The following is a 20,341-nucleotide window of genomic DNA, read 5'->3' as shown; positions in this document are numbered from 1 at the left end:
TGATTCTACCGTGTTATAGGGCTGAACCCCGCATTTGGCGGCCCGGAACATGAGGCAAAGTGCCGCTGGGAGGCCGCTGACTCCGCCTCTGATGCTCCAGGGGTGCTCCTGCTGGGTTCCTATACCGATCCGGGGCCTCGGAGCGTCCTACACGGCACTTGCGGTTTTTTCAATGCTTTTGGAAGAAGTGCAACAGGTCCAGGACCGGCGCGGCCCTTTGGGCACTATCCGTAGGTGTCCCGGGGACCGCGTCCATTCACGGTCCGCAAGCCCTTCCGCCAGCTGGGCGCCGCCGGGCCGAGCACCTGGATGCTGGTGACAACACCGTCGCCAAGTTCACTCCGGAATTTTTCCAGCAGGCTCAGGCTCAACAGGCGCAGCTGGGTGGCCCAGGCCGTCGAATCGCAGCGCACGTGCAAGGTGGTGTCGGTGAAGCTCTCGGGCGTGCAGTGGGCGGATATCTCAGGGCCCACAAGGGCTGGCCACTGCGCCATGACGGACCCTACCGCGACCGGCGAACTCCAGCCCCGCTCGGCTACAAGCCGTCCCACGACTTTGCCGAGCCCCAGGGGATCCCGCCCGGAGCCGTGAAACTGGCTGAAGCCCCGCGTCCCGGATCCGCGGGCAGGTTTCTTGCCGGCGGAGCCGGGGCGCGGCGGGGCCTTGCGGCGGATTTCGCCGCGCGCGGCGGCCGCATCGCGCATCCGGTTCAGGGCCGCCTGCGCGGCATCGATATCGTCCGGATCACGGCCCGGCTGCAGGCCGCCGTCGGTGTCCTTATTCATGGGTTCCCCGGCTCATCAATTCCTCCCGGAATGACCCGCACCCGCCGCCCGGACAGCTCCGCCGGAATGTCGTCGTCGACGGCAGCGGTTACCAGCACCTGTTCGGCACCGGATACTATTGCCGCCAGTTTACGCCGCCGGTGCACGTCCAGCTCGGCAAAAACGTCGTCCAGAATGAGGATGGGCGCGGACCCTCCGGTCCTCGTATCGTCCAGCATGACGTAGTAGGAGGCCAACCGCAGGGCCAGGCACATGGACCAGGTTTCGCCGTGCGAGGCGTACCCCTTGGCCGGTGCCGGCCCCAGGACCAATTCAAGTTCGTCCCGGTGCGGGCCGACCAGGGAGATGCCGCGCTCAAGCTCTTTGCGCCGCGACGCGGCGAAGGCCCGCACGTAGCGGTCCGTCAGTTCGGGCACGTCCAGGCTGCGCAGGTCCTCCGCACCGTCGCCCGGACCGCCGCCGGATGCTTCGCCGTCGTCCTCAAGCAGCCCCTGCAGGCTGGAACGATACACCGCTCCGGCTGGCTTGGACCCGTCGGTTAACTGGCGGTAAGCGTTCGCCAGATGGGGCAGCAGCCGTTCGACCAGTTCGAGGCGCGCGTGCAGGAGTTCCGCGCCGGCCCGGGCCATATGCTGGTCCCACACGTCGAGGGTCGCTTCATGGCCTGCGGTGAACTTGCCGGCCCGCCCGGATTTCAGCAGTGCATTGCGTTGTTTGAGGACGCGGTCGTAGTCGCTGCGCGTTGCGGCGTGCCGTGGAACCAGGCTGACCAGCAGCTCGTCCAGGAACCGGCGGCGGTTGGACGGATCCCCCTTCACGAGGGCCAGATCTTCCGGGGCGAAGAGCACGGTCTGGCAGATGCCAAGGATGTCCCTGGCCCGGACCGGGTTGCTGCGGTTGATGCGGCCGCGGTTGGCCCGGCCGCCGTTAATTTCCAGTTCCAACACGGTGGACTGCTGGCCCCGGACCAGCTTGGCCCGGATCAGGGCCCGTTCGGTCCCGAACCGCAGCAGGGGTCCGTCCGAACTGACACGGTGGGAACTGAGCGTCGCAAGGTAGCCGATGGCTTCCATCAGGTTCGTTTTACCGATGCCATTGGACCCGACGAGCACTGTCACGCCCGGTGTCAGCGCAAGGTCGACCTGGGCATAGCTGCGGAAGTCCGTCAGCGAAAGTTGTTCGAGATACACGCCGGCTTCAGGATCCCAGGAACTACTTGGCCGCGCGGGTGGCGTGTCCGCCGAATTGGTGCCGCAGGGCGGAAACCATCTTCATGGCCGGTGAACTGTCTTCCCGGGAGGAGAACCGCGCAAACAGCGCAGCGGTGATGGCGGGTGCCGGCACCGCGTTGGCAATCGCTTCTTCGACGGTCCAACGTCCCTCGCCGGAATCCTCGACGTAGTCGTCGATGGATTCGAGTCCCGGATCCTCGTCGAGTGCCTTGACCATCAGGTCAAGCAACCACGAACGCACGACCGTGCCCTTCTGCCAGGCGCGGAAGGTGCCCGGCAGGTCGGTAACGATGTCCTTGGCCGCGAGGAGTTCGTAGCCTTCCGCGTAGGCCTGCATCAGACCGTATTCGATGCCGTTGTGCACCATCTTGGCGTAGTGTCCGGCGCCCGCGCCGCCGACGTGCACGAAGCTGTCCGCCCGGTCGCCCTCCGGCCGGAGTGCGTCGAAGACCGGCAGGGCGCGCTCAATATCGGCCGGCTCACCGCCGGCCATCAACCCGTAGCCGTTCTGCAGGCCCCACACGCCGCCCGAGACACCGCAGTCTGCGAAACGGATGCCCTTTTCAGCCAGCGCCGCTGCATGCTTCTGGTCTTCGGTAAAGCGCGAGTTGCCGCCGTCAATGACGAGGTCACCGGCGTCGAGCTTGCTGCCCAGTTCGCCGATCACGGCGCTGGTGATCTCCCCTGCGGGGACCATAACCCAGATCAGCCGCGGCGCCGGGACGGCTGCGATCAGCTCATCAATGCTGGCGACGTCGGTAACGTCCGGGTTTCGGTCGAATCCGGTGACCTGGAGCCCCCCTTTGCGCATCCGTTCACGCATGTTGAAACCCATTTTTCCAAGGCCGATCAGTCCGATGTGCACGGGATGAACTCTTTTCTGCGCTGGTGGTTTGGGTGCGTGCGACTGGGTTAGTTGGGCAGTCGGACCGGCATGACGAGGTACCGGTAGTCACCCTGGTCTTCTCCGTCGGCGTCCTGCTGGGCGGTAATCATCGCCGGTTTGGGTGCCGTGGTGAAGGAGAAGCGGACGAATTTGGTCTCGATCACGCTCAGGCCCTCGATGAGGTAGTGCGGGTTGAAGGCAACCGTGATGTCGTCGCCGGTCAGGTTGGCCTCAAGTTCTTCCGAGGCCTGGGCGTCCTCACCCGTACCTGCGTCCAGGTTCAGCTGCCCCTGGGTGAAGGCGAGCCGGACCGGGGTGTTGCGTTCTGCGACCAGTGAGACGCGACGGACAGCGTCGACCAGTTCCTGGGTCTGCACGGTGGCATGGATCGGCGTTGACTCGGGGAAAAGTGAGCGGATTTTCGGGTAGTCACCGTCAACCAGGAGCGAGGTGGTGGTGCGCCCGCCGCTCTCGAAGCCGATCAGCCGGCTGTCGTCATCCGCCAGGGCGAGGTTGATGTCGCCGCTGCCTCCAAGGGTCTTTGCCACCTCGTTGAGGGTTTTGGCCTTGACCAGTGCGCTGGTGGAAACACCGGGGGTTGCTGGTTTCCACGGTACTTCCCGCATGGCCAGGCGGTAGCGGTCGGTTGCCAGCAGGGTGATCAGGTCATCTTCGATTTCCATCCGCACCCCGGTGAGGATGGGCAGGGTGTCGTCCTTGCTGGCCGCGATAATCACCTGTGAAACAGCCTGCGCAAAGGAGTCTCCCGGCACTGTTCCGCTGATGGGGGGAAGGGCAGGCAGCGGCGGGTATTCGGCCTCGGGCATGGTGGCCAGGTGGAAGCTGCTTCGGCGGCAGCTGAGCGTCACCTTGTTGCCGTCGGTTTCGATGTCGACGGGTGCGGATGGAAGGCTGCGGCAAATGTCCGCAAGCAACCGCCCGGAAACCAGGATGGTGCCCTCGGTGCTGATGTCGGCGGGGATCTCAAGCCGCGCCGAGGTCTCGTAGTCAAAGCTCGACAGGCTGACGGTGCCGGCCTCGGCTTTGAGGAGCAGTCCGGACAGGACCGGGACAGGCGGCCGCGGAGACAACGACCGGGCGGTCCAGGTCACGGCTTCGGCCAGGACGTCCCGTTCGACTCTGAACTTCACGGAAGGGTGCCGCCTTTCATTGCTGCTGAGTTCGCTATTCATCACTGGTCCACGGCGTTCCCGAACATGCTGCCGGACGTGCCGATGAGGTTGGTGGCCAGCCCCGGCTTCTGTCGCTGGCTCCCGTTTTTGGGGTCCGAATGACAAGGCGGTGTCCGGGGCGGACGTACTGCAGACAGCTTAGCCCCAAGAACGGCGTTCTCCCATCCCCGGGGTTACAACCATGTGGTTCTGCAAGGCGTCGGCCGGCCGGTTTTGGCCCGGTGTGGGCCAGTGGCGAAGGGGCGAACGGAAGTTGTTGTTTGAGGGATTTTCATTTAATTGGGATTAGTAGTGTTAATAACTGCTGTGGAAACTGTGGATAACTCCGTTTGGCGCCGCCGATCCGGGGTTGAGCCCTGTTCACGGATTGTGGGTGGCCAGGTTTTAAACAGGGTGTGGATGGGGACAACTTTTTGGGCCCTGCCGGCAATCCACAGGCGGCTTAAGGGTTTTAAGCCCATTAACCGTGGTTGTCCCCTTAACTATCCACAGGGTTGTCCACAGGCGCCTGTTAATAAGGTAGGAGAGCGCGGCCGGTCAGGACAGGAATCAGCTCAGGAATTGCGCTGCTGCTGCTTGATCCGGTTGGTCAGTTCGGTGACCTGGTTGTAGATCACGCGCCGCTCTGCCATCAGCTCGCGGATCTTCCGGTCGGCGTGGATCACGGTGGTGTGGTCGCGGCCGCCGAGCTCCTGCCCGATCTTGGGCAACGACATGTCGGTCAGTTCACGGCACAGGTACATGGCGATCTGGCGGGCGGTAACCAGGGTGCGGGTACGGGACTTGCTGCAGAGCTCTTCCATGCTGAGTTTGAAGTAGTCTGCCGTCTGCGTGAGGATCTGGGCCGAGGTGATCTCCTGGGCGCCGTCGTCCGTGATCAGGTCCTTGAGCACCATTTCGGCCAGGGCGACGTCCACGGGCTGCCGGTTCAGGCTGGCGAACGCCGTTACCCGGATCAGGGCACCCTCGAGTTCCCGGATGTTGCTGGAGATCTTCGATGCGATGTATTCCAAGGCGTCGTCCGGGGCGGAGAGGCCCTCACTGAGCGCTTTTTTGCGCAAGATCGCGATGCGGGTCTCCAGTTCCGGCGGCTGGATATCGGTCAGGAGACCCCACTCGAAGCGTGACTTCATGCGGTCTTCGAATCCGGCAAGCAACTTCGGCGGCTGGTCGGAGGTGATGACGACCTGCTTGTTGTTGTTGTGCAGGGCGTTGAAAGTGTGGAAGAACTCTTCCAGCGTCCGGTCCTTGCCGGCCAGAAACTGGATGTCGTCGATCAGCAGGACATCGACATTGCGGTAGGTGGTTTTGAAGCTGGTGCCCTCGTCGTCGCGGATCGAGTTGATGAAGTCGTTGGTGAACTCTTCCGAGTTCACGTAGCGGACGCGGATGCCGCTGTAGAGCCGGCGGGCGTAGTGCCCGATGGCGTGCAGCAGGTGGGTCTTGCCGAGGCCGGAATCACCGTAGATGAAGAGGGGGTTGTAGGCCTTGGCGGGTGCTTCGGCGACGGCGACTGCCGCGGCGTGGGCGAAGCGGTTGGAAGACCCGATGACGAAGGTGTCAAAGACGTACTTCGGGTTGAGTCGACCGAATTCGTGGGAGGTGCTCGGCAGCATCGGCTGCGGCTTGAGCTCCACCATGGAGTCGGCAACCAGGGACAGCTCGGCGGTGGATTCGGATTCCACGTGCAGGGGCACCAAATCGGTGTCGACGTCGATTGCGCAGCGGATTTCGTCGGAAAAGACGTCCCGCAGGGCATCGTCGAGGGCTTCCTTGACCTGGGTCTGGAGGACCTCACGGGTGAGCTCGTTGGGGACGGCCACCAGCAGGGTCGAACCGATCAGGCCCTGCGCCTGGGCCAGGATGACAAAACCACGCTGCCGGGGTGAGACCCGGTGGTCCTTCTCCAGCAGGCTGACAACCCGCCGCCAGGAACTTCCGACGGTATTCGCGTGGTTGGCTTCGTCTACCGTCATCAATTAGTTCCTCAAACCTTGCTTGCCTGCGTTGCCTCCAGCCCTCCGCCCGAACCAGGGTCCTGGTCCCGGCTTCATCCACAGGGTTGTGCACAGTCCGTGGATAATCGGCTACTGGGACACTCTAGGTGATGAAATGACCAGAAGATAGCTGGCATCTGGCCTGTGGATAATCACACTGTTGTAGTTCGATTTGGGGGTCCGTGACGTACTTCATCCACAGGCGGGAGGCGGAGTTAGCCACAGCTGGGGAAAGGCCTGGGGATGGCTCCCGGTTTGACTCTGGGGCCGCTTCTCCCCTAACGTTGTGAAGTCCTTTGTGTACGCTTTTCGCCTCATTGAAACTCTCCCGACGCCTGCGTTGTGCGAGTCGAGGGAAGCGGCACATACAAAACTTAGCGTCGGCCAGTTCTTCCCCTTACTGTTCGGGTGGGCGCCCCTTTGATCCACTGGAGTAACTAACGTGAGCAAGCGGACTTTTCAGCCGAATAACCGCCGTCGAGCCAAGAAGCACGGCTTCCGCCTTCGTATGCGTACCCGTGCCGGCCGCGCCATCCTGGCAGCCCGCCGTGGCAAGGGCCGCACCGAGCTGTCGGCCTAATAACTGACTCGTCGGTCACCATCCCTGTGCGAGTAGAACGGTGCTAGCCACCCGGAACCGTCTGAGGACCCCTACCGATTTTTCAACAACTGTACGTTCCGGCGTCCGCAATGGACGCCGGAACTTAGTGTTATATACGGCAGCTCTCGCTGCCGGTGAACCAAGCCGGATCGGTTTCATCGTTTCCAAGAGCGTTGGGAACGCTGTTGTCAGGAACCTCGTTAAGAGGAGACTAAGAGAAGCCGGTGCCTTGTCGCTGCAGAGATATCCCAACGGGTTCGCGATCGTGGTCCGGGCATTGCCCGCCTCGGCTGCTGCCGGTTGGGCCGATCTGTTGGCGGACTATGACGCCGCATTAGACACCACGCTGAAACGATTGGGCAGCCGCCTCCCCCAGGCCGCTTCTAGAGTTTTTAACGAAACGACACAGGAAGGGACCCCGCGTGCATAACTCGACTGCCGCCGTCGTCCCCGTCCGTGTACGCGTGAAAGCCGCAGCAGCGTGGAGCGGCCGGGCCGTCTGGGAGCTGCCGCGCAATCTCCTCATCCTCTTGCTGGTCGCGTACCGCAAGGTTATCTCCCCGCTGTACGGGCAGGTATGTCGCTTCTTCCCCAGCTGTTCCGCGTACGCGCTGGAAGCCATCACGGTGCACGGCGCCGTGAAGGGAAGCTGGCTCGCGGTCCGTCGCCTGGCCCGCTGCCACCCATGGAATTCCGGCGGTGTGGACCACGTCCCCGCCGGTCACCGGGAGTGGCCCGAAGGCCGCACCCCCACGATTGTTGTGCTGAATAACCCGGACAAGTACCTGGCTGCTCAGTCTGATGGAGAAGGCCGTTTTGCGGCCTAACGAATAGGGATATCGTATGGACTTTCTTGGAACAATAATGGCCCCGTTCAAGTGGCTGGTGTCCATCATCATGGTTGGATTCCACGACGGCCTGAGCTCGATCGGGATGCCCGCCGCGAGCGGCTGGACCTGGACGCTGTCCATCATCGGACTCGTGCTCGTGATCCGCGCAGCCCTGATCCCCGTCTTCGTCAAGCAGATCAAGGCGCAGCGCGGCATGCAGCTGTTGCAGCCGGACCTGAAGAAGCTCCAGGCAAAGTACAAGGGAAAGACCGACCAGCTGTCCCGCCAGGCCATGGCCCAGGAACAGATGGCCATGTACAAGAAGCACGGCACCAACCCGTTCTCTGCCTGCTTGCCGATGCTGATCCAGATGCCGTTCTTCTTCGCGCTGTTCCAGGTGCTCTCCGGCATCTCTGCCGCCAAGGACCAGGGCGCCGGCATCGGGGCCATGAGCCACGAACAGGTGGTCGAGTTCGACGCCTCCAGCATCTTCGGTGCCCCGCTTTCGGCGGCGCTGCTGCACGGCGGTGCCACCAATCCCGCAGTGGTCGTCCTCAGCATCGTGATGATCCTGGCCATGACGGCCTCGCAATTCATCACCCAGAAGCAAATCATGGCGAAGAACATGTCCGAAGAGGCCATGGCCAGCCCCTTCATGCGCCAGCAGAAAATGATGCTTTACGTACTGCCGCTCGTCTTCGGCGTTGGTGGCATCAACTTCCCCATCGGCGTCCTGATCTACTGGACCACCACCAACCTGTGGACCATGGCGCAGCAGTTCTTTGTTATCCGCCGGATGCCGACGCCGGGCTCGCCCGCTGCCAAGGCCCTTGCCGAACGCCGTGCCGCCCGCGGCCTGCCTGCCCTGCCCTTGTCGGGCGCCAAGAAGGCCGACGCCGAGGCTGACGCCGCCGCCGCCGCAGCAGCGGTGGCTACGAAGAACCAGCGGGTCCAGCCCCAGCGCAAGAACAGGAAGAGGAAGTAATGTCTGCCGAGAGCACCGAACACGCTATTTCCGCCGATACCGTCGAGGAGGACGTCAAGGACGACGTTCTTTCCGAGGGGACCGGATCCGGTCGCGACGACGCTGCTGATTCCGCTCCGGACGCCGGCAAGGGTGCCGCCGCGAGCCGGTTGGAGGAGGAAGGCGATGTGGCGGCCGACTACCTTGAGGAGCTCCTCGACATCGCCGACATCGACGGCGACATCGACATCGAGGTCCGCAGCGGACGCACCTACATTTCCATCGTTGCCGAAGATGAGGGTGCCGGGCTGGAAAGCCTGGTCGGCCGCGACGGGGAAGTCCTCGAGGCGCTCCAGGAATTGACCCGGCTGGCGGTGCTCTCCGCCACGGAAAGCCGCTCCCGCCTGGTGCTGGACATCAATGGTTACCGTGCCGACCGCGCCGGCGACTTGCACCGAATTGCCGAGGACGCCATCGCGACGGTCAAAGCCTCCGGCGGTCCCGTCGCATTGGCACCCATGAGCGCCTACGAACGTAAGATCGTCCACGACGCCGTCGCTGACCTCGGGTTCGTCAGCGAGTCCGAAGGCGAAGGTGCCGAACGGCACATCGTCGTCTCCGCCGACTGAACCGCGGACAGCTGAATGGTGGAAATGACTGCGGCCGAGCTTGCGGCCGCCGAAGCAATCTTTGGTGACCGACTGGACCTGGCTAAACGCTATGTCGAACACCTTGCCACGTCCGGCACGGAGCGCGGCCTGATCGGGCCACGCGAAGTCCCCCGGCTGTGGAGCAGGCACGTCCTGAACTGCGCCATTATCGAGCGCGAAATCGCCAGCGATAGCCATGTTGCCGACGTCGGCAGCGGGGCCGGGCTTCCCGGACTTTGCCTGGCTATAGCGCGTCCTGACCTGGAACTGACCCTGATCGAGCCGCTGGAACGCAGGGTGATCTGGTTGCAGGAGGTTGTGGATGATCTGGGGCTGAACAACGTTGCCGTGCTGCGCACGCGCGCGGAACTCGCCGTCGGCCAAGTCAACGCCGACGTGGTCACGGCCCGCGCGGTTTCCGCACTCTCCAATCTGGCCGGCCTGACCATTCCGCTCCTCGGCGGGCAGGGGGAAGTCGTTGCCATCAAGGGTCGAAGCGCCGGAGAAGAAGTCGAAAAGGCCGCCAAGGTGATCCGCAAACTTGGAGGCGTGGCAACTTCTGTCGTGGTGGTCGGTGAGGACCTCCTCGACGAACCAACTACCGTGGTCCGTATCGTTGTGAACAAGCCGCGAAAGATCGCCTAGCACCAGCCCGGTGCCCTCAGAGATCGAGGGGTAGAGGTTAGGCTAGTAACCGGCAGCAGAAGCCGAATGAGAGTGAGAGTGTCCAGTGAGCAGTAGCGAAGCCTCCACACAACGGATTCCCCCGTTTGTGTCCCTGGGGTCGGCGCGGGCGTTTTCAGCACCCGCTATCGCTCACGACATGTCGGCGAAAAAAACGGCGGCGGTTGCTGGATCAACCGTTACCGCTAGCGTTTCACGTGAAACCACGACCGCTTCGATCAGCAACGTGTTGGATTCCATCGATGATTCGAGTCCTATCGCCCGCGAACTGGCCCACGAAAACAAGCGCCGCGAGCGGTTGCTGGGACGGGAACTGCCGAAGCCGGAAAAGACCCGCATCTTCACCGTCTCAAATCAAAAGGGCGGGGTGGGAAAAACAACCACAACGGTGAACATCGCTGCCGCCCTGGCGTCTGCCGGCCTGAATGTCCTCGTCATCGACATCGATCCTCAAGGGAACGCGTCCACGGCGCTGGGAATCGAGCATCACGCCGAGGTTGACAGTATCTACGACGTCCTCATCAACGATATTCCGCTGCAGGACGTGGTGGCAGCATGTCCGGATATCGACAAACTGATCTGTGCTCCGGCCACCATCCACTTGGCCGGCGCAGAAATCGAACTTGTCAGCCTGGTGGCGCGTGAGCAGCGGCTGCGGCGGGCGATTGACGTCTACGCCAAGGAACGGGCGAAAAACGGCGAAGAGCGGCTCGACTACATTTTTATCGACTGCCCGCCCAGCCTGGGCCTCCTCACGGTGAATGCCTTTTGCGCGGCCAGTGAGGTCCTGATCCCGATTCAGTGTGAATATTATGCGCTGGAGGGGTTGAGTCAGCTGCTGAAAAACATCGAGATGATCCAGAAGCACCTGAACGCTGACCTGGTGGTCTCCACGATTCTTTTGACTATGTACGACGGCCGGACCAACCTCGCGGCGCAGGTTGCTGCCGAGGTACGGGAACACTTCCCCGAGCAGGTGCTGGGCGCCGTGGTCCCGCGATCGGTGCGCATCTCCGAGGCGCCGAGCTACCAGCAGACGGTGATGACGTATGACCCTTCCTCTAGCGGCGCCCTTTCCTACCTGGAAGCCGCAGCGGAAATTGCTGAACGTTAGAATCTTCTCAACAAATTTGCACTAGCCAGAGCCGGAGCACCCCGGGATCTTCCGATGGAGGGATTTATCTATGAGCGATAAGCGACGCGGCCTCGGCCGTGGACTTGGCGCACTCATTCCAAGTTCCGCCTCGGCCAGTGGGTCCGGTAATGGTGCTGCCCCGTCCCGGCCCGTCGATCTCTTCTTTCCCGAAGCCAGGAAACGGACCCCGGATGCGGCGCTGACGGAAGAGTCGCTTGTATCGGACGAACTTCAGGCTCAGCAGCCGCAGGCAGAGAAGGCGGCGCCACAGGCAGAGAAGACAGCGTCTTCCAGCCCTGAGTCAGCTACCGGGACTTCCGCCTCGGCGGCAACAAATGCTGTGGCGGAGTCCGGACCTGGCACGGATGATGCTCCGGCTGAATCTGCGCGCCCAGCTGCCAAGAGGAGCCCTGCGCGAAAAACTCCCACGTCAGGGAACGGTTCCCGCGACGCAGCGGAGATCGGCTCCACGCCCGAGCGCAAGCCGGGGGTAAACGATACTGCTGCGGATAATATTGCCGTGGACAATGGAATCGACCTGGTAGAGGTTCCTGGTGTCCGCTTTGCTGAAATCGCGGTCACGGACATTCATCCAAACCGCAAGCAGCCCCGGTCAGTCTTCGATGAGGACGACATGGCGGAGCTTGTTCACTCCGTTCGGGAAATCGGAGTCCTGCAGCCAATTGTGGTGCGGACTTCAACCGAAGAAGGTGGCGAACCCTACGAGCTCGTCATGGGTGAACGCCGCTGGCGAGCGGTGCAGGCGGCCGGGCTCGAGACCATCCCCGCGATTGTCCGCGACACCACCGATGATGACCTGCTCCGCGATGCCCTGTTGGAGAACCTCCACCGAAGCCAGCTCAATCCGCTTGAAGAGGCGGCCGCGTACCAGCAGCTCCTCGAGGACTTCGGAACCACCCACGAGCAACTCGCCGACCGGATCGGCCGGTCGCGGCCCCAGGTGTCCAACACGTTGCGGCTGTTGAAGCTGCCGCCGCTGGTACAACGCCGGGTAGGGGCTGGCGTGATTTCCGCAGGGCATGCGCGTGCGCTGCTCGCGTTGCCGGACGCTGCCGCCATGGAACGAATGGCGCAGAAGATCGTCGCCGAAGGAATGTCGGTCAGGGCGACCGAGGAAGCCGTGACGCTGTATCAGAGCCCCGCCTCACCGACAAAGAACAATATTCCTCGCCCCGGAGCGCGGCACGAGCGGCTTGATTACCTGGCATCGTCCCTCTCGGACAGGTTGGACACCAACGTTAAGATTTCTCTCGGTGCCCGCAAGGGGCGGGTCAGCATTGAATTCGCCAGCGTCGAGGACCTCAACCGCATCATGGAGGTTCTAACGCCGGGAAGCCCCAGCTAACTGCCGATTTCCCCTTATAGGAATGGGCCCGTTTCACGTGAAACGGGCCCATTCCTGTTCCTTCAGCTCCCCCCGGCCGTGTGAGCGGCGCCAGCCAATGCAGCCGCTGGACCTGCGGTCGGCGCGAGCTTGGTTGCCCACCCTGGTGCCTACTGGCGTTGGGACCGGCGGAAGCGGCCCGTGGGGCCATCAAACGCCGCCGGGCAACCCCGCTGGTACGTTTTGGCTGCTGCCCGTACGGCGAGGCCGGCAGGACCAGCTGACTATGAGCCCATCCCAGGGTTTACGAGAATGCGGCACGTGTCCGGCAGCGTTGGCCCATTTTGCCGCATCATCCCACCGAGTATGACCTCCCCCCATCAAAAGAGGTCCGACCATTCGATCAGCGGACCATGTCCGTGGCCCGCCGAAGGTCCACCGCGCCGAAGCCTTCTCGTAGTTGGGTTCAACCCGCTCACGCGCATGCCAGCGTTGCGATGCCAGGAATGTTTCACGTGAAACCGCGCGGCCAGTCGTTTACGCTGCACACCCGGGTTTTCGATGTGGAATGCCGATGGGTATGCGTCGGACAAACGGTACCCGAGCACACGTCGGCGCGCCGCACTAACGCGGTGCGCAAGACACCAAGAATTCGTTCAGACGTGATGCAGGCGGCCGTAGAGGGTCGGCTCACCCTAGGAGCGCGGATGCGGCCGAGTGCAGCGGCCTGCGGAGTGCAGGCCCTGTGGAGCACGCCGGGCGCGGTTCTATTACCCCCGGGCCTCGGCCGCACTGATCGAACCAGAGCAGTTTCACGTGAAACGCCCGTGCTGTACCCGCCCTAGCGCTCAAGCGCTTCCCTCCTTCGGTCCTGGGTGACTGCGCCGACGAATGGGACGTCTCCGAAGCGTCTGCTACGTTTGGCTGGCGAACGGGCTGCGGGCCTGCGCAGTGCGGTTTCACGTGAAACGAAACGCCCCTACCCCTTGAGCATCGCCGTGCGGGTTGCTCGGGTGGCTGCGTCCCGGCAATCACCGGAGGAATCAGGTGGCCGCTATGAAAACGCCTGCAGCTGTTTTCAGGCGTTTTCCCACCACAAACGACGAGGGGCCGGACTGGAGTCACCGTGCGCTGCAGGGAGATCCAGTGCTCCCCCGGTCTCTATTGCCCACATTTATACCGGGTACCAACGGTTCTTCCGTGTAGCTGCAGTGGCTCGTGCCTCCTCTCCGCGACTGGAACGCAGCCAGCCACACTGGCCGAAGCGGTCCCCGAGGCCCGCTCAGAACGCATGCGCCCCTGAGCTGCCCGCCGCGCGAAGCAGTAGGGGCCAGACAGCGGCGACGCAGAAGGAAGAAGCTGTTCCCCGCCCGGGCTTCGTGTCTAGGCGTCAGCCTTGTCCCACGCAGCGATGCGGGGCACAGATGACACCACACGGACGACACGATGTGTTCTAGCCAGGGCCAGGGCCAGGGCCACGGCCACCGCTACTGCTACTGCTACTCCGACTGCGACGACTGCGACTGCACTGCCCTCTGCCCCGGCTACTGCCCAGCCCGAGTCTCCCCCGCAGCCGGCAGTACCGCTGTGTGGGGTCAGGATGCACGTCTGCCCCTGGTCGTTCCTGCCGGCGAAGCCAGCAGGAAGACTCCCCTGGAGTCATGCCGGGTCTCGAGCCGCGCGCCGGCAAGGGCCCCCGTGCGGGCTCCTGTTCACTCGGTGCCCAGCCGACCCGGCGCTGCAGCCCAGCCATGGTCCCGGGTCACTGAGCTTCCTGCTTTTGGCATCGGAGCGTTTCATGGTGGGCATGCTGGTTGCTGCAGCTGCAGACCCCTGGCCCTAAGGTGCGTTGGCGCGCCGAGATATAGCCGGATTCGTCATGGTGGCGCGAGTGGGATGACTGCCCCCGCGGCTGGTCCGAGTCTGCCATTCGTGCTGCATGTGGGGCTCGTGTCGGAATGCTCCGGCGAAACGGAAGACCCTGGTTCGGAGGTTTGCGGCAATCGGCCTGGGTACTACTCCCCGCCTTGCATCCATCACGGCACCCATCGCGTTGCCCCGACAAGCCGATTCCAAGGACTTTGTAGCTGGCACTCGCGGGTGTCGCACGCCTGAAATCGTCGGTGGATATACCTGTGGATAACTTTGGGGATTACTTAGTCCCGTGCTGCTCATTCATCCACCGTTTCCACGAAGGAGGGACAGCGGGACCCGAATCTATGCATTTGTCGGCGCCGTGAGCATCAGGTTCTTCACACGCGTTTCACGTGAAACAAGCGGAGGTGCGCCCCAGTACAGGGCGCGGCATACAGCGCAGGCGTGGAAAATCTACAATTTCCGGTTAATTTAACCAAGCCGAGCAGGCAAAGCAGCCTCGACTGACCTCGTCCCGCGATGGTCAACTTCCGTCCGCCGCGCTGGTTCACGCGACGTCGCACCGGTGCATCTAACTGCCGGCACAATAAATCGCTCTGTGCGGCACTGTGGATTAAGCTGTGCACAACTTCGAGCGGGCCTGTGGATAACGCTGTGGGTAACCGCTCGCCGGAATCTGAACAAGACGGCGCCGGCAGTCCTCCCCAAGCGGTCAGGCAGATGACGGCGAGGCGCCGCGGTTCAATCACGTCCCGAGTTCCGTCCGCGATCAGGGCGGGCAGCCGATCTCTTGGCAGTGCCGGATGTTGCCAACGATCGAAGTTTCGACAGGTACGCTCGACGATTCGCGTAAACCGCACGGGGCCTGCCCGTCGGCCCAGGCCGCCGCTTACGGAGGGCTGAACAGCCCCAGCAATCGGCAGCCCGATCGGGCGGAGAGGGTTGGCACCGGCTATGAAAGGCGTAGTCACGTAGGCCGGATTGGCTTCGTGTCCGGCGCGGGTGAAGGCCTGACGGGCGCAAGGTTCAGCCACAGTGTGGGCAGCGCCCACCGGTCACGTCCCGTACCCAGGGAAGCTACCGGACTGTCGGCGGTCTCCGGTTGCTCCTCGGCGCCGATGCGGACGATCGGCTTCTGTCTGGACACGACGCGATGGCTTCACCCGTGTGCGCCTGCCCGCCGTTGCCATGGCGCACCTCGTGGCGTGTGCCATGGCGACACCGACGCCCCGTGAAGGCCAGCCTGTGCGTGGTGCGCCTGCGGAGCTCCATGCATCTATCCTCAGCCGTGGAGCCGTGGAGCCGTGGAGCCGTGGAGCCGTGGAGCCGTGGGGCCGGGAAGCTGGAAGGCTGTGGTGCGTTCAGGCCGAGCCGCAGGAAGTGTAGGGCTCGGTCCCGACAGCGGTGCATCCCTTCGAGCACCCTTGTTCGACATTTTGGTTGGATGGGTGCCGTTTTTGCTGCTCGTTTGCCCATCGAGTCGCGCGAAAGCGGACGGATTCGGTTGAGCTGATGGCGCGATAGGTCTGGTGTGCAATGGGCAACCTGGCAGTGCTGCAGGCGCTGCATCGTCCCGGCCGAGGGCACTGATGGTTTCACGTGAAACGACCTGGTGGCCGGCGACGCTTCAGTACAACGACTGAGAGTACACAGACGGTAGCTTTTCCGGGCAGATGGGCAGGCGGGCAGGCGGGCAGGCGGGCAGGCGGGCCTGCGGCAGGCGCGCAGGCGGGACCACGGGCCGTCTCGCCGCGGTCCTGTGTGCTGTCCGTGTCAACGTGGCATTCACTATGCTGCTATCGCTTAGTTGGCTTGCTGCTACCACCCGAGTGCTCAAAATGCACCTTCGCTTGTGGTTCTGATGTCATGGGATGGTGTGGATCGCGTTTCCGTCGCTTGTCAGTGCACGCCGACCGCCGACCCCGATCCGCTGGTACTGCGGGTGGCGGACCCCTGGATGGGCCGTGTGTGGTTAGCGCGGATACCCCGCTGCCGTCATGTTTCACGTGAAACAAGGAGCTCTGAGGCGTTGGCGTTAGCTACCGTATTGCGGGCGTGGAGCACGCGCTGCCCAGGAATGTACCCGGGGGCGTGAGGCGAGCCGCGAAGGCTTGACTACGTCGCTCGGGACGGACCACCCATGCAACTCCCCCCGCTCCAGCTGGTTGCTTCGCCCCTGCCCGTAAAGGCACTCCTTTGTGCCCGCTTGTTTCACGTGAAACAAGCGACCTGCGGATTTGGGCTTGGCGCCTGGATTCAGGAAAGCGGCCGTCCGACCGCCCAAAGCGGCAACTGCGGTTCGCCGGAGGTAGCATCGAGGCTTGCGTGGCGTCTTGCCGCCGCCGGAGCGTTTCACGTGAAACAAAACCCTTGGCCGTGTGCAGCAGGATGTACGGAACTATGGGAGCGCCAATACGTATGCTCCCTAATGCACCGCGCGTCTCCTTCAGGCGGTCTTCAGCCCGGCCGCTGCCCACGTCTTGCGATTCCCAGCCGGCCGACAATTCGGAAGGAAGCCGGAACCATGTGCTTGTCACAGCTTCAGTGCCTTCGGCCCCAGCCATTTCAGCATGCGAAGCAGCAGCACGCAGGCCGAACGCTCACGCCGAACGCCCACGCAGGACTCTTGAACTGCCGGACTTCCCAACAAGGCTGGCTGGGTGGTTCGGACTGATTGTTGACGCATGACGGGCAGCACATCGGCCCATGCTCTGCCCATGCAGGCGCTCTACCGGCAACGAGGACCCTCCAGAGCCGACCACGAAAAGGCGCCTCATCAATCAATCCAATTGGCTTGTTTATGAGAACACGGACCGTATGGCGGATCTCCGCTGGATCTCCGCTCACTACTTTGCGACCGTGTACTCCCCCACGGAGCTGCAGCGACAGCCTGCAGAGACAACAAAACGGCGGCCCTCGCGGAGGGCCGCCGTCATGCCGGAGCGCAGGCTAGCGCCAGCCGGAAAACTTCTCCTGGCTAGGACAGGACGTCTGCGAATTCCTTTTCGAAGAACTGCTTGGGCCGTGCGCCAATGACGGTATTCTTTACTTCGCCACCCTGGAAAAGGTAGACGGCAGGAATCGAGGTAATACCGTATTCGGCGGCAATCCCCGGGTTGTCGTCAACGTTGACCTTGACGACGTTAACCTTTTCACCGTACTCGACCGAGATCTCGTCCAGGATCGGACCGAGCTTGCGGCACGGACCGCACCATTCGGCCCAGAAGTCCACAATGACAGGCTTGTCAGCGCCCAGTACGTCGGTGCTGAAACTGGCATCCGTTACATCTTTTGCGTTGCTCATAACCTTTTCTCTCTCTAAGGTGTGTCCCGCCCTGATCAGGCGGGGAGGCCGGCCAGGTAGTGTTCGACGTCGAGGGCAGCCACGCAACCCGAACCCGAGGCGGTGATCGCCTGGCGGTACGTCGGGTCGATGACGTCTCCGGCGGCGAAGACGCCGGCGACGCTGGTCTTGGAGGTGCGGCCTTCAACCGCGATAGTCCCCTCAGGGGTAAGGTCCAGCTTGCCCTTGACGAGGTCGGTTCGGGGATCGTTGCCGATCGCCACGAAGACGCCGGTAACGGCGAGTTCGGTTTCGGTACCGTCCAGGAGGTTCTTCAACCTCAGTCCGGTGACCTTGTCGCCGCCAAGAACGTCCTCCACGCCGCTGTTCCAGACGAAGTTGATCTTCTCGTTTGCCAGGGCGCGGTCCGCCATGATTTTCGAGGCCCGCAGGGTGTCCCGCCGGTGCACGACGGTCACGGACCTGGCGAACTTGGTGAGGAACAAGGCCTCCTCCATGGCCGAATCGCCGCCGCCGATAACGGCGATATCCTGGTCCTTGAAGAAGAAACCGTCGCAGGTTGCACACCAGCTCACGCCGTGACCGGACAGCCGCTTCTCGTTCGGCAGACCGAGCTCGCGGTAGGCCGATCCGGTGGACAGAATGACGGCCCGTGCCCGGAACGTTTCACCGGTGGCGATGGTGACGGTCTTGATGTCCCCTTCGAGGTCCAGTTCGGTGACGTCCTCAAACTGGATGTCGGTGCCAAAGCGCGCGGCCTGCTTCTCGAAATTCTCCATCAGGTCCGGGCCCATGATCCCGTCGGGGAAGCCGGGGAAATTCTCGACGTCGGTGGTGTTCATCAGTTCACCGCCGGCGGTCACGGATCCGGCCAAAAGCAAAGGCTTCAGGTTGGCGCGGGCCGTGTACACAGCAGCGGTGTAGCCCGCGGGACCGGAGCCGACGATAATGACATCACGCAGTTCTGACGTGGTGTTTTCTGCGGTGCTCACTGAACGGTGAACCTCTTCCTTTGTCGAATACGCAGCCCGGTTGCCCGGACACATGGCACAACTGATACTTGATGCTGAATATTCCAGCGCAGAGAACACCCACCGCCGGACCGCGTCTTCGGTCCGCCGCAGACGGTTGCCGACCCCGGGAGGCCGTTGAGGCGGCCTCCCGGACCTTACTGGACCTTGATCTCGGCCAGCCTGAGCCCATATCCGTAGCGTGTCTTGGGGGCCGCGAGTTTGGGCAGCGTCTTGATAGTCACGATCACATACTGCGCCGTGACCGGCTCCTGGAGCGGCATGGTGAGTTCGGGTGAGGTAAAGCTGTTGTTACCCACCGGCTTAGCGCCGTCCAGGGAGGGACGGTCATTGGTGAACACGCTGATACTGCCGCCCGAGCCGCCAAGCTGGCTCAGGGCCACCGATGAAATCTGGGCCGGAGCCTTCAACTTCACGACCAGCGGGACGCCTTCATTGGCGAAGCCGCCCCAGGTATCGGTGGCAAACTCCATGTCAGACCAGTAGCTGGCGGCGTTGCCGTCGAATGTCTTGACCAGATCGCCGTCGTAGGTGGCGGCAAAGTCAAAGTTGCCCTGGCGGGTGACCGATTCGATGGCGGGCGGAACTGCAGGGACGCTCGGGCTGGCGGACGGCGTAGCCGAGGGCGCTGGCGCGCTCTTAGGCTGCTGTGAGGTCTTCACTGCCTCCGGCGTACTGGGCTTGAAGAGGCCGCCGAGGTTCGTAACGGCAAAGATCAGGCCGATTACCAGGACGGCAGCAAGCAGGGCGCCGACGAGCCACCGGGCGGAGCGGGGTTCGCGCTGCGGCTCGTCGTCGGCTTCTTCCTCGCCGTCGTATTCGTCGTAGCTCTCTTCCGGCACGCTTTGTTTCGCGGAGGCCGGGAAGCTGCCGGGGGCGCGGTTGGCGCTGCCTGCTGCCGCGAGCGTCGCCGTCCGTTCATCGGGTACGGCGTCGTCATAGTCGTCGTTCTTCCAGAGGGACACCTTCGGCTGCCCGTCACTCTTAGCCGCCTGCGGGGACGGAGCTGCCGCAGACTGGGGAGCTGCCTGCTGCGGCGCGGTCTTGGGCGGCCGGGAAGCGGCGGAACCCACTGCGGCGGCAGCAGCCCCCGCGGTACCGGCCGCGGTGGCTCCGGCTGCTCCACGGCCAGCAGCTCCACGCTCGGGGGTCGACGGAGCTGCGGCCGGCGGCGCCGGCACGTGCTGCGGCGGGACCGGCGGTGACGCGGGGCGTTGCCCCGACTGCCGCTCGTGGTCGCTGTAGGTGATGTACCCGGCGTCGACTTCCTCGTCGGCGTAGAGGCCGTCGTAGGTCTCGGGTTCGGTCGAGCGCGGCTGACCGAAGAGTTCGCTGCCCAGCGTGTCGGTGAAAAACGGTTCCACGTACGGCGGGTTGGAGCTGACCGCCAGGTCGAGCAGGTCCGCGGCTGAGGTGTGGTTGGTGACGAGGTAGGTTGCAGCGTCGCTGACCCCCAGGTCGAGAATCTGGACGTGGCCGGGACGCTCTCCGGTCGCTACCTCGCGCGCACTTTGCGCCACCTGGTCGGTATTCCCCGGGCCGGCAACGAGGATGCTCACCGGACGGTTGAGTACCTGGTCCACTCCGTCCAGCACCAGATCCTGGTCATGCGAGGTCAGCACCGTGGCGGTGACCTTGTAACGGCCGCCAAGTACTGATCCGACATCGATCGGGTGGGACACGGGTTCCTCCTAGACTGTCCGGGAGCTGCTGGCATCAACGACTTCAACGGTCATTGCGGGGCCCCCGGTAAAGCCGGTTGACCTCAGGTCTGCAACTGCCCTCGTTAGTCTTCGATCCTAACTGATGCGCTGTCCACGCCGGGTGAT

At 63.4% G+C, this 20,341-nt stretch carries 16 protein-coding genes; 8 read left to right on the top strand and 8 right to left on the bottom strand.

Features of this window, described 5'->3' with window-relative positions; all coding sequences use genetic code 11:
- Positions 1 to 224 precede the first annotated feature (224 nt).
- The 5 genes from AC3ANP_RS05190 to dnaA form a co-directional block, all read right to left on the bottom strand.
- On the bottom strand, positions 225 to 785 hold the full coding sequence (locus AC3ANP_RS05190) for a DciA family protein (RefSeq protein ID WP_488332274.1): 561 nt from the start codon (positions 783 to 785) through the stop codon (positions 225 to 227).
- Entirely contained in the window at positions 782 to 1,975 is a 1,194-nt protein-coding gene (gene recF, locus AC3ANP_RS05185; RefSeq protein ID WP_488332273.1) for a DNA replication/repair protein RecF, read from the bottom strand. The genes AC3ANP_RS05190 and recF overlap by 4 nt, the downstream gene beginning before the upstream one ends.
- A 22-nt stretch (positions 1,976 to 1,997) precedes the next feature.
- Positions 1,998 to 2,882 carry a phosphogluconate dehydrogenase (NAD(+)-dependent, decarboxylating) gene (gnd, locus tag AC3ANP_RS05180; protein ID WP_488332272.1) on the bottom strand — a complete coding sequence of 295 codons (885 nt, stop codon included), beginning with the start codon at positions 2,880 to 2,882 and terminating at the stop codon, positions 1,998 to 2,000.
- A 47-nt stretch (positions 2,883 to 2,929) separates the two neighbouring features.
- Entirely contained in the window at positions 2,930 to 4,054 is a 1,125-nt protein-coding gene (gene dnaN / locus AC3ANP_RS05175; protein WP_488332271.1) for a DNA polymerase III subunit beta, read from the bottom strand.
- 596 nt (positions 4,055 to 4,650) lie between these two features.
- The gene (dnaA, locus tag AC3ANP_RS05170) at positions 4,651 to 6,072 is read right to left on the bottom strand and encodes a chromosomal replication initiator protein DnaA (protein ID WP_488332270.1); all 1,422 of its coding nucleotides are present in this window, start codon (positions 6,070 to 6,072) and stop codon (positions 4,651 to 4,653) included.
- 463 nt (positions 6,073 to 6,535) lie between these two features.
- On the opposite strand from dnaA, the gene rpmH reads away from it, so the two are divergent.
- The 8 genes from rpmH (at position 6,536) to AC3ANP_RS05130 (ending at position 12,323) form a co-directional block, all read left to right on the top strand.
- Complete coding sequence (gene rpmH, locus AC3ANP_RS05165) at positions 6,536 to 6,673, top strand: 50S ribosomal protein L34 (protein ID WP_003800212.1); 138 nt, start codon at positions 6,536 to 6,538, stop codon at positions 6,671 to 6,673.
- Between the two features lie 40 nt (positions 6,674 to 6,713).
- On the top strand, positions 6,714 to 7,124 hold the full coding sequence (rnpA, locus tag AC3ANP_RS05160) for a ribonuclease P protein component (protein WP_488332269.1): 411 nt from the start codon (positions 6,714 to 6,716) through the stop codon (positions 7,122 to 7,124).
- Complete coding sequence (gene yidD, locus AC3ANP_RS05155) at positions 7,117 to 7,521, top strand: membrane protein insertion efficiency factor YidD (protein WP_488332268.1); 405 nt, start codon at positions 7,117 to 7,119, stop codon at positions 7,519 to 7,521. The genes rnpA and yidD overlap by 8 nt, the downstream gene beginning before the upstream one ends.
- Before the next feature lie 16 nt (positions 7,522 to 7,537).
- Positions 7,538 to 8,509 (top strand): membrane protein insertase YidC, encoded by a 972-nt coding sequence (gene yidC, locus AC3ANP_RS05150; protein ID WP_488332267.1) that lies wholly within the window; start codon positions 7,538 to 7,540, stop codon positions 8,507 to 8,509.
- A complete protein-coding gene (locus AC3ANP_RS05145) occupies positions 8,509 to 9,117 on the top strand; it encodes a Jag family protein (protein ID WP_488332266.1) in 609 nt (202 codons plus the stop codon). Before yidC ends, AC3ANP_RS05145 begins: the two co-directional genes overlap by 1 nt.
- 15 nt (positions 9,118 to 9,132) lie before the next feature.
- Positions 9,133 to 9,783: a 16S rRNA (guanine(527)-N(7))-methyltransferase RsmG gene (gene rsmG, locus AC3ANP_RS05140; protein WP_488332265.1), complete on the top strand. Its 651-nt coding sequence runs from the start codon at positions 9,133 to 9,135 to the stop codon at positions 9,781 to 9,783.
- Positions 9,784 to 9,868: 85 nt separating this feature from the next.
- Complete coding sequence (locus AC3ANP_RS05135; RefSeq protein WP_488332264.1) at positions 9,869 to 10,936, top strand: ParA family protein; 1,068 nt, start codon at positions 9,869 to 9,871, stop codon at positions 10,934 to 10,936.
- A gap of 70 nt (positions 10,937 to 11,006) precedes the next feature.
- A complete protein-coding gene (locus AC3ANP_RS05130; RefSeq protein WP_488332263.1) occupies positions 11,007 to 12,323 on the top strand; it encodes a ParB/RepB/Spo0J family partition protein in 1,317 nt (438 codons plus the stop codon).
- Between the two features lie 4,831 nt (positions 12,324 to 17,154).
- Here AC3ANP_RS05130 and trxA read toward each other — a convergent pair.
- The 3 genes from trxA to AC3ANP_RS05115 all read right to left on the bottom strand — a co-directional run bounded on the left by trxA (position 17,155) and on the right by AC3ANP_RS05115 (position 20,194).
- On the bottom strand, positions 17,155 to 17,481 hold the full coding sequence (trxA, locus tag AC3ANP_RS05125; RefSeq protein ID WP_488332262.1) for a thioredoxin: 327 nt from the start codon (positions 17,479 to 17,481) through the stop codon (positions 17,155 to 17,157).
- Positions 17,482 to 17,516: 35 nt separating this feature from the next.
- Positions 17,517 to 18,473: a thioredoxin-disulfide reductase gene (gene trxB, locus AC3ANP_RS05120; RefSeq protein WP_488332261.1), complete on the bottom strand. Its 957-nt coding sequence runs from the start codon at positions 18,471 to 18,473 to the stop codon at positions 17,517 to 17,519.
- A 176-nt stretch (positions 18,474 to 18,649) separates the two neighbouring features.
- Positions 18,650 to 20,194, bottom strand: a complete 1,545-nt coding sequence (locus tag AC3ANP_RS05115) for an ABC transporter substrate-binding protein (RefSeq protein WP_488332260.1) — start codon at positions 20,192 to 20,194, stop codon at positions 18,650 to 18,652.
- Positions 20,195 to 20,341: the final 147 nt, after the last annotated feature.

This window comes from Arthrobacter sp. JB02-1C (assembly GCF_057748045.1).
Note: the sequence above shows the minus strand (reverse complement) of the source record. Positions and strands in the feature narration are given on the sequence as shown.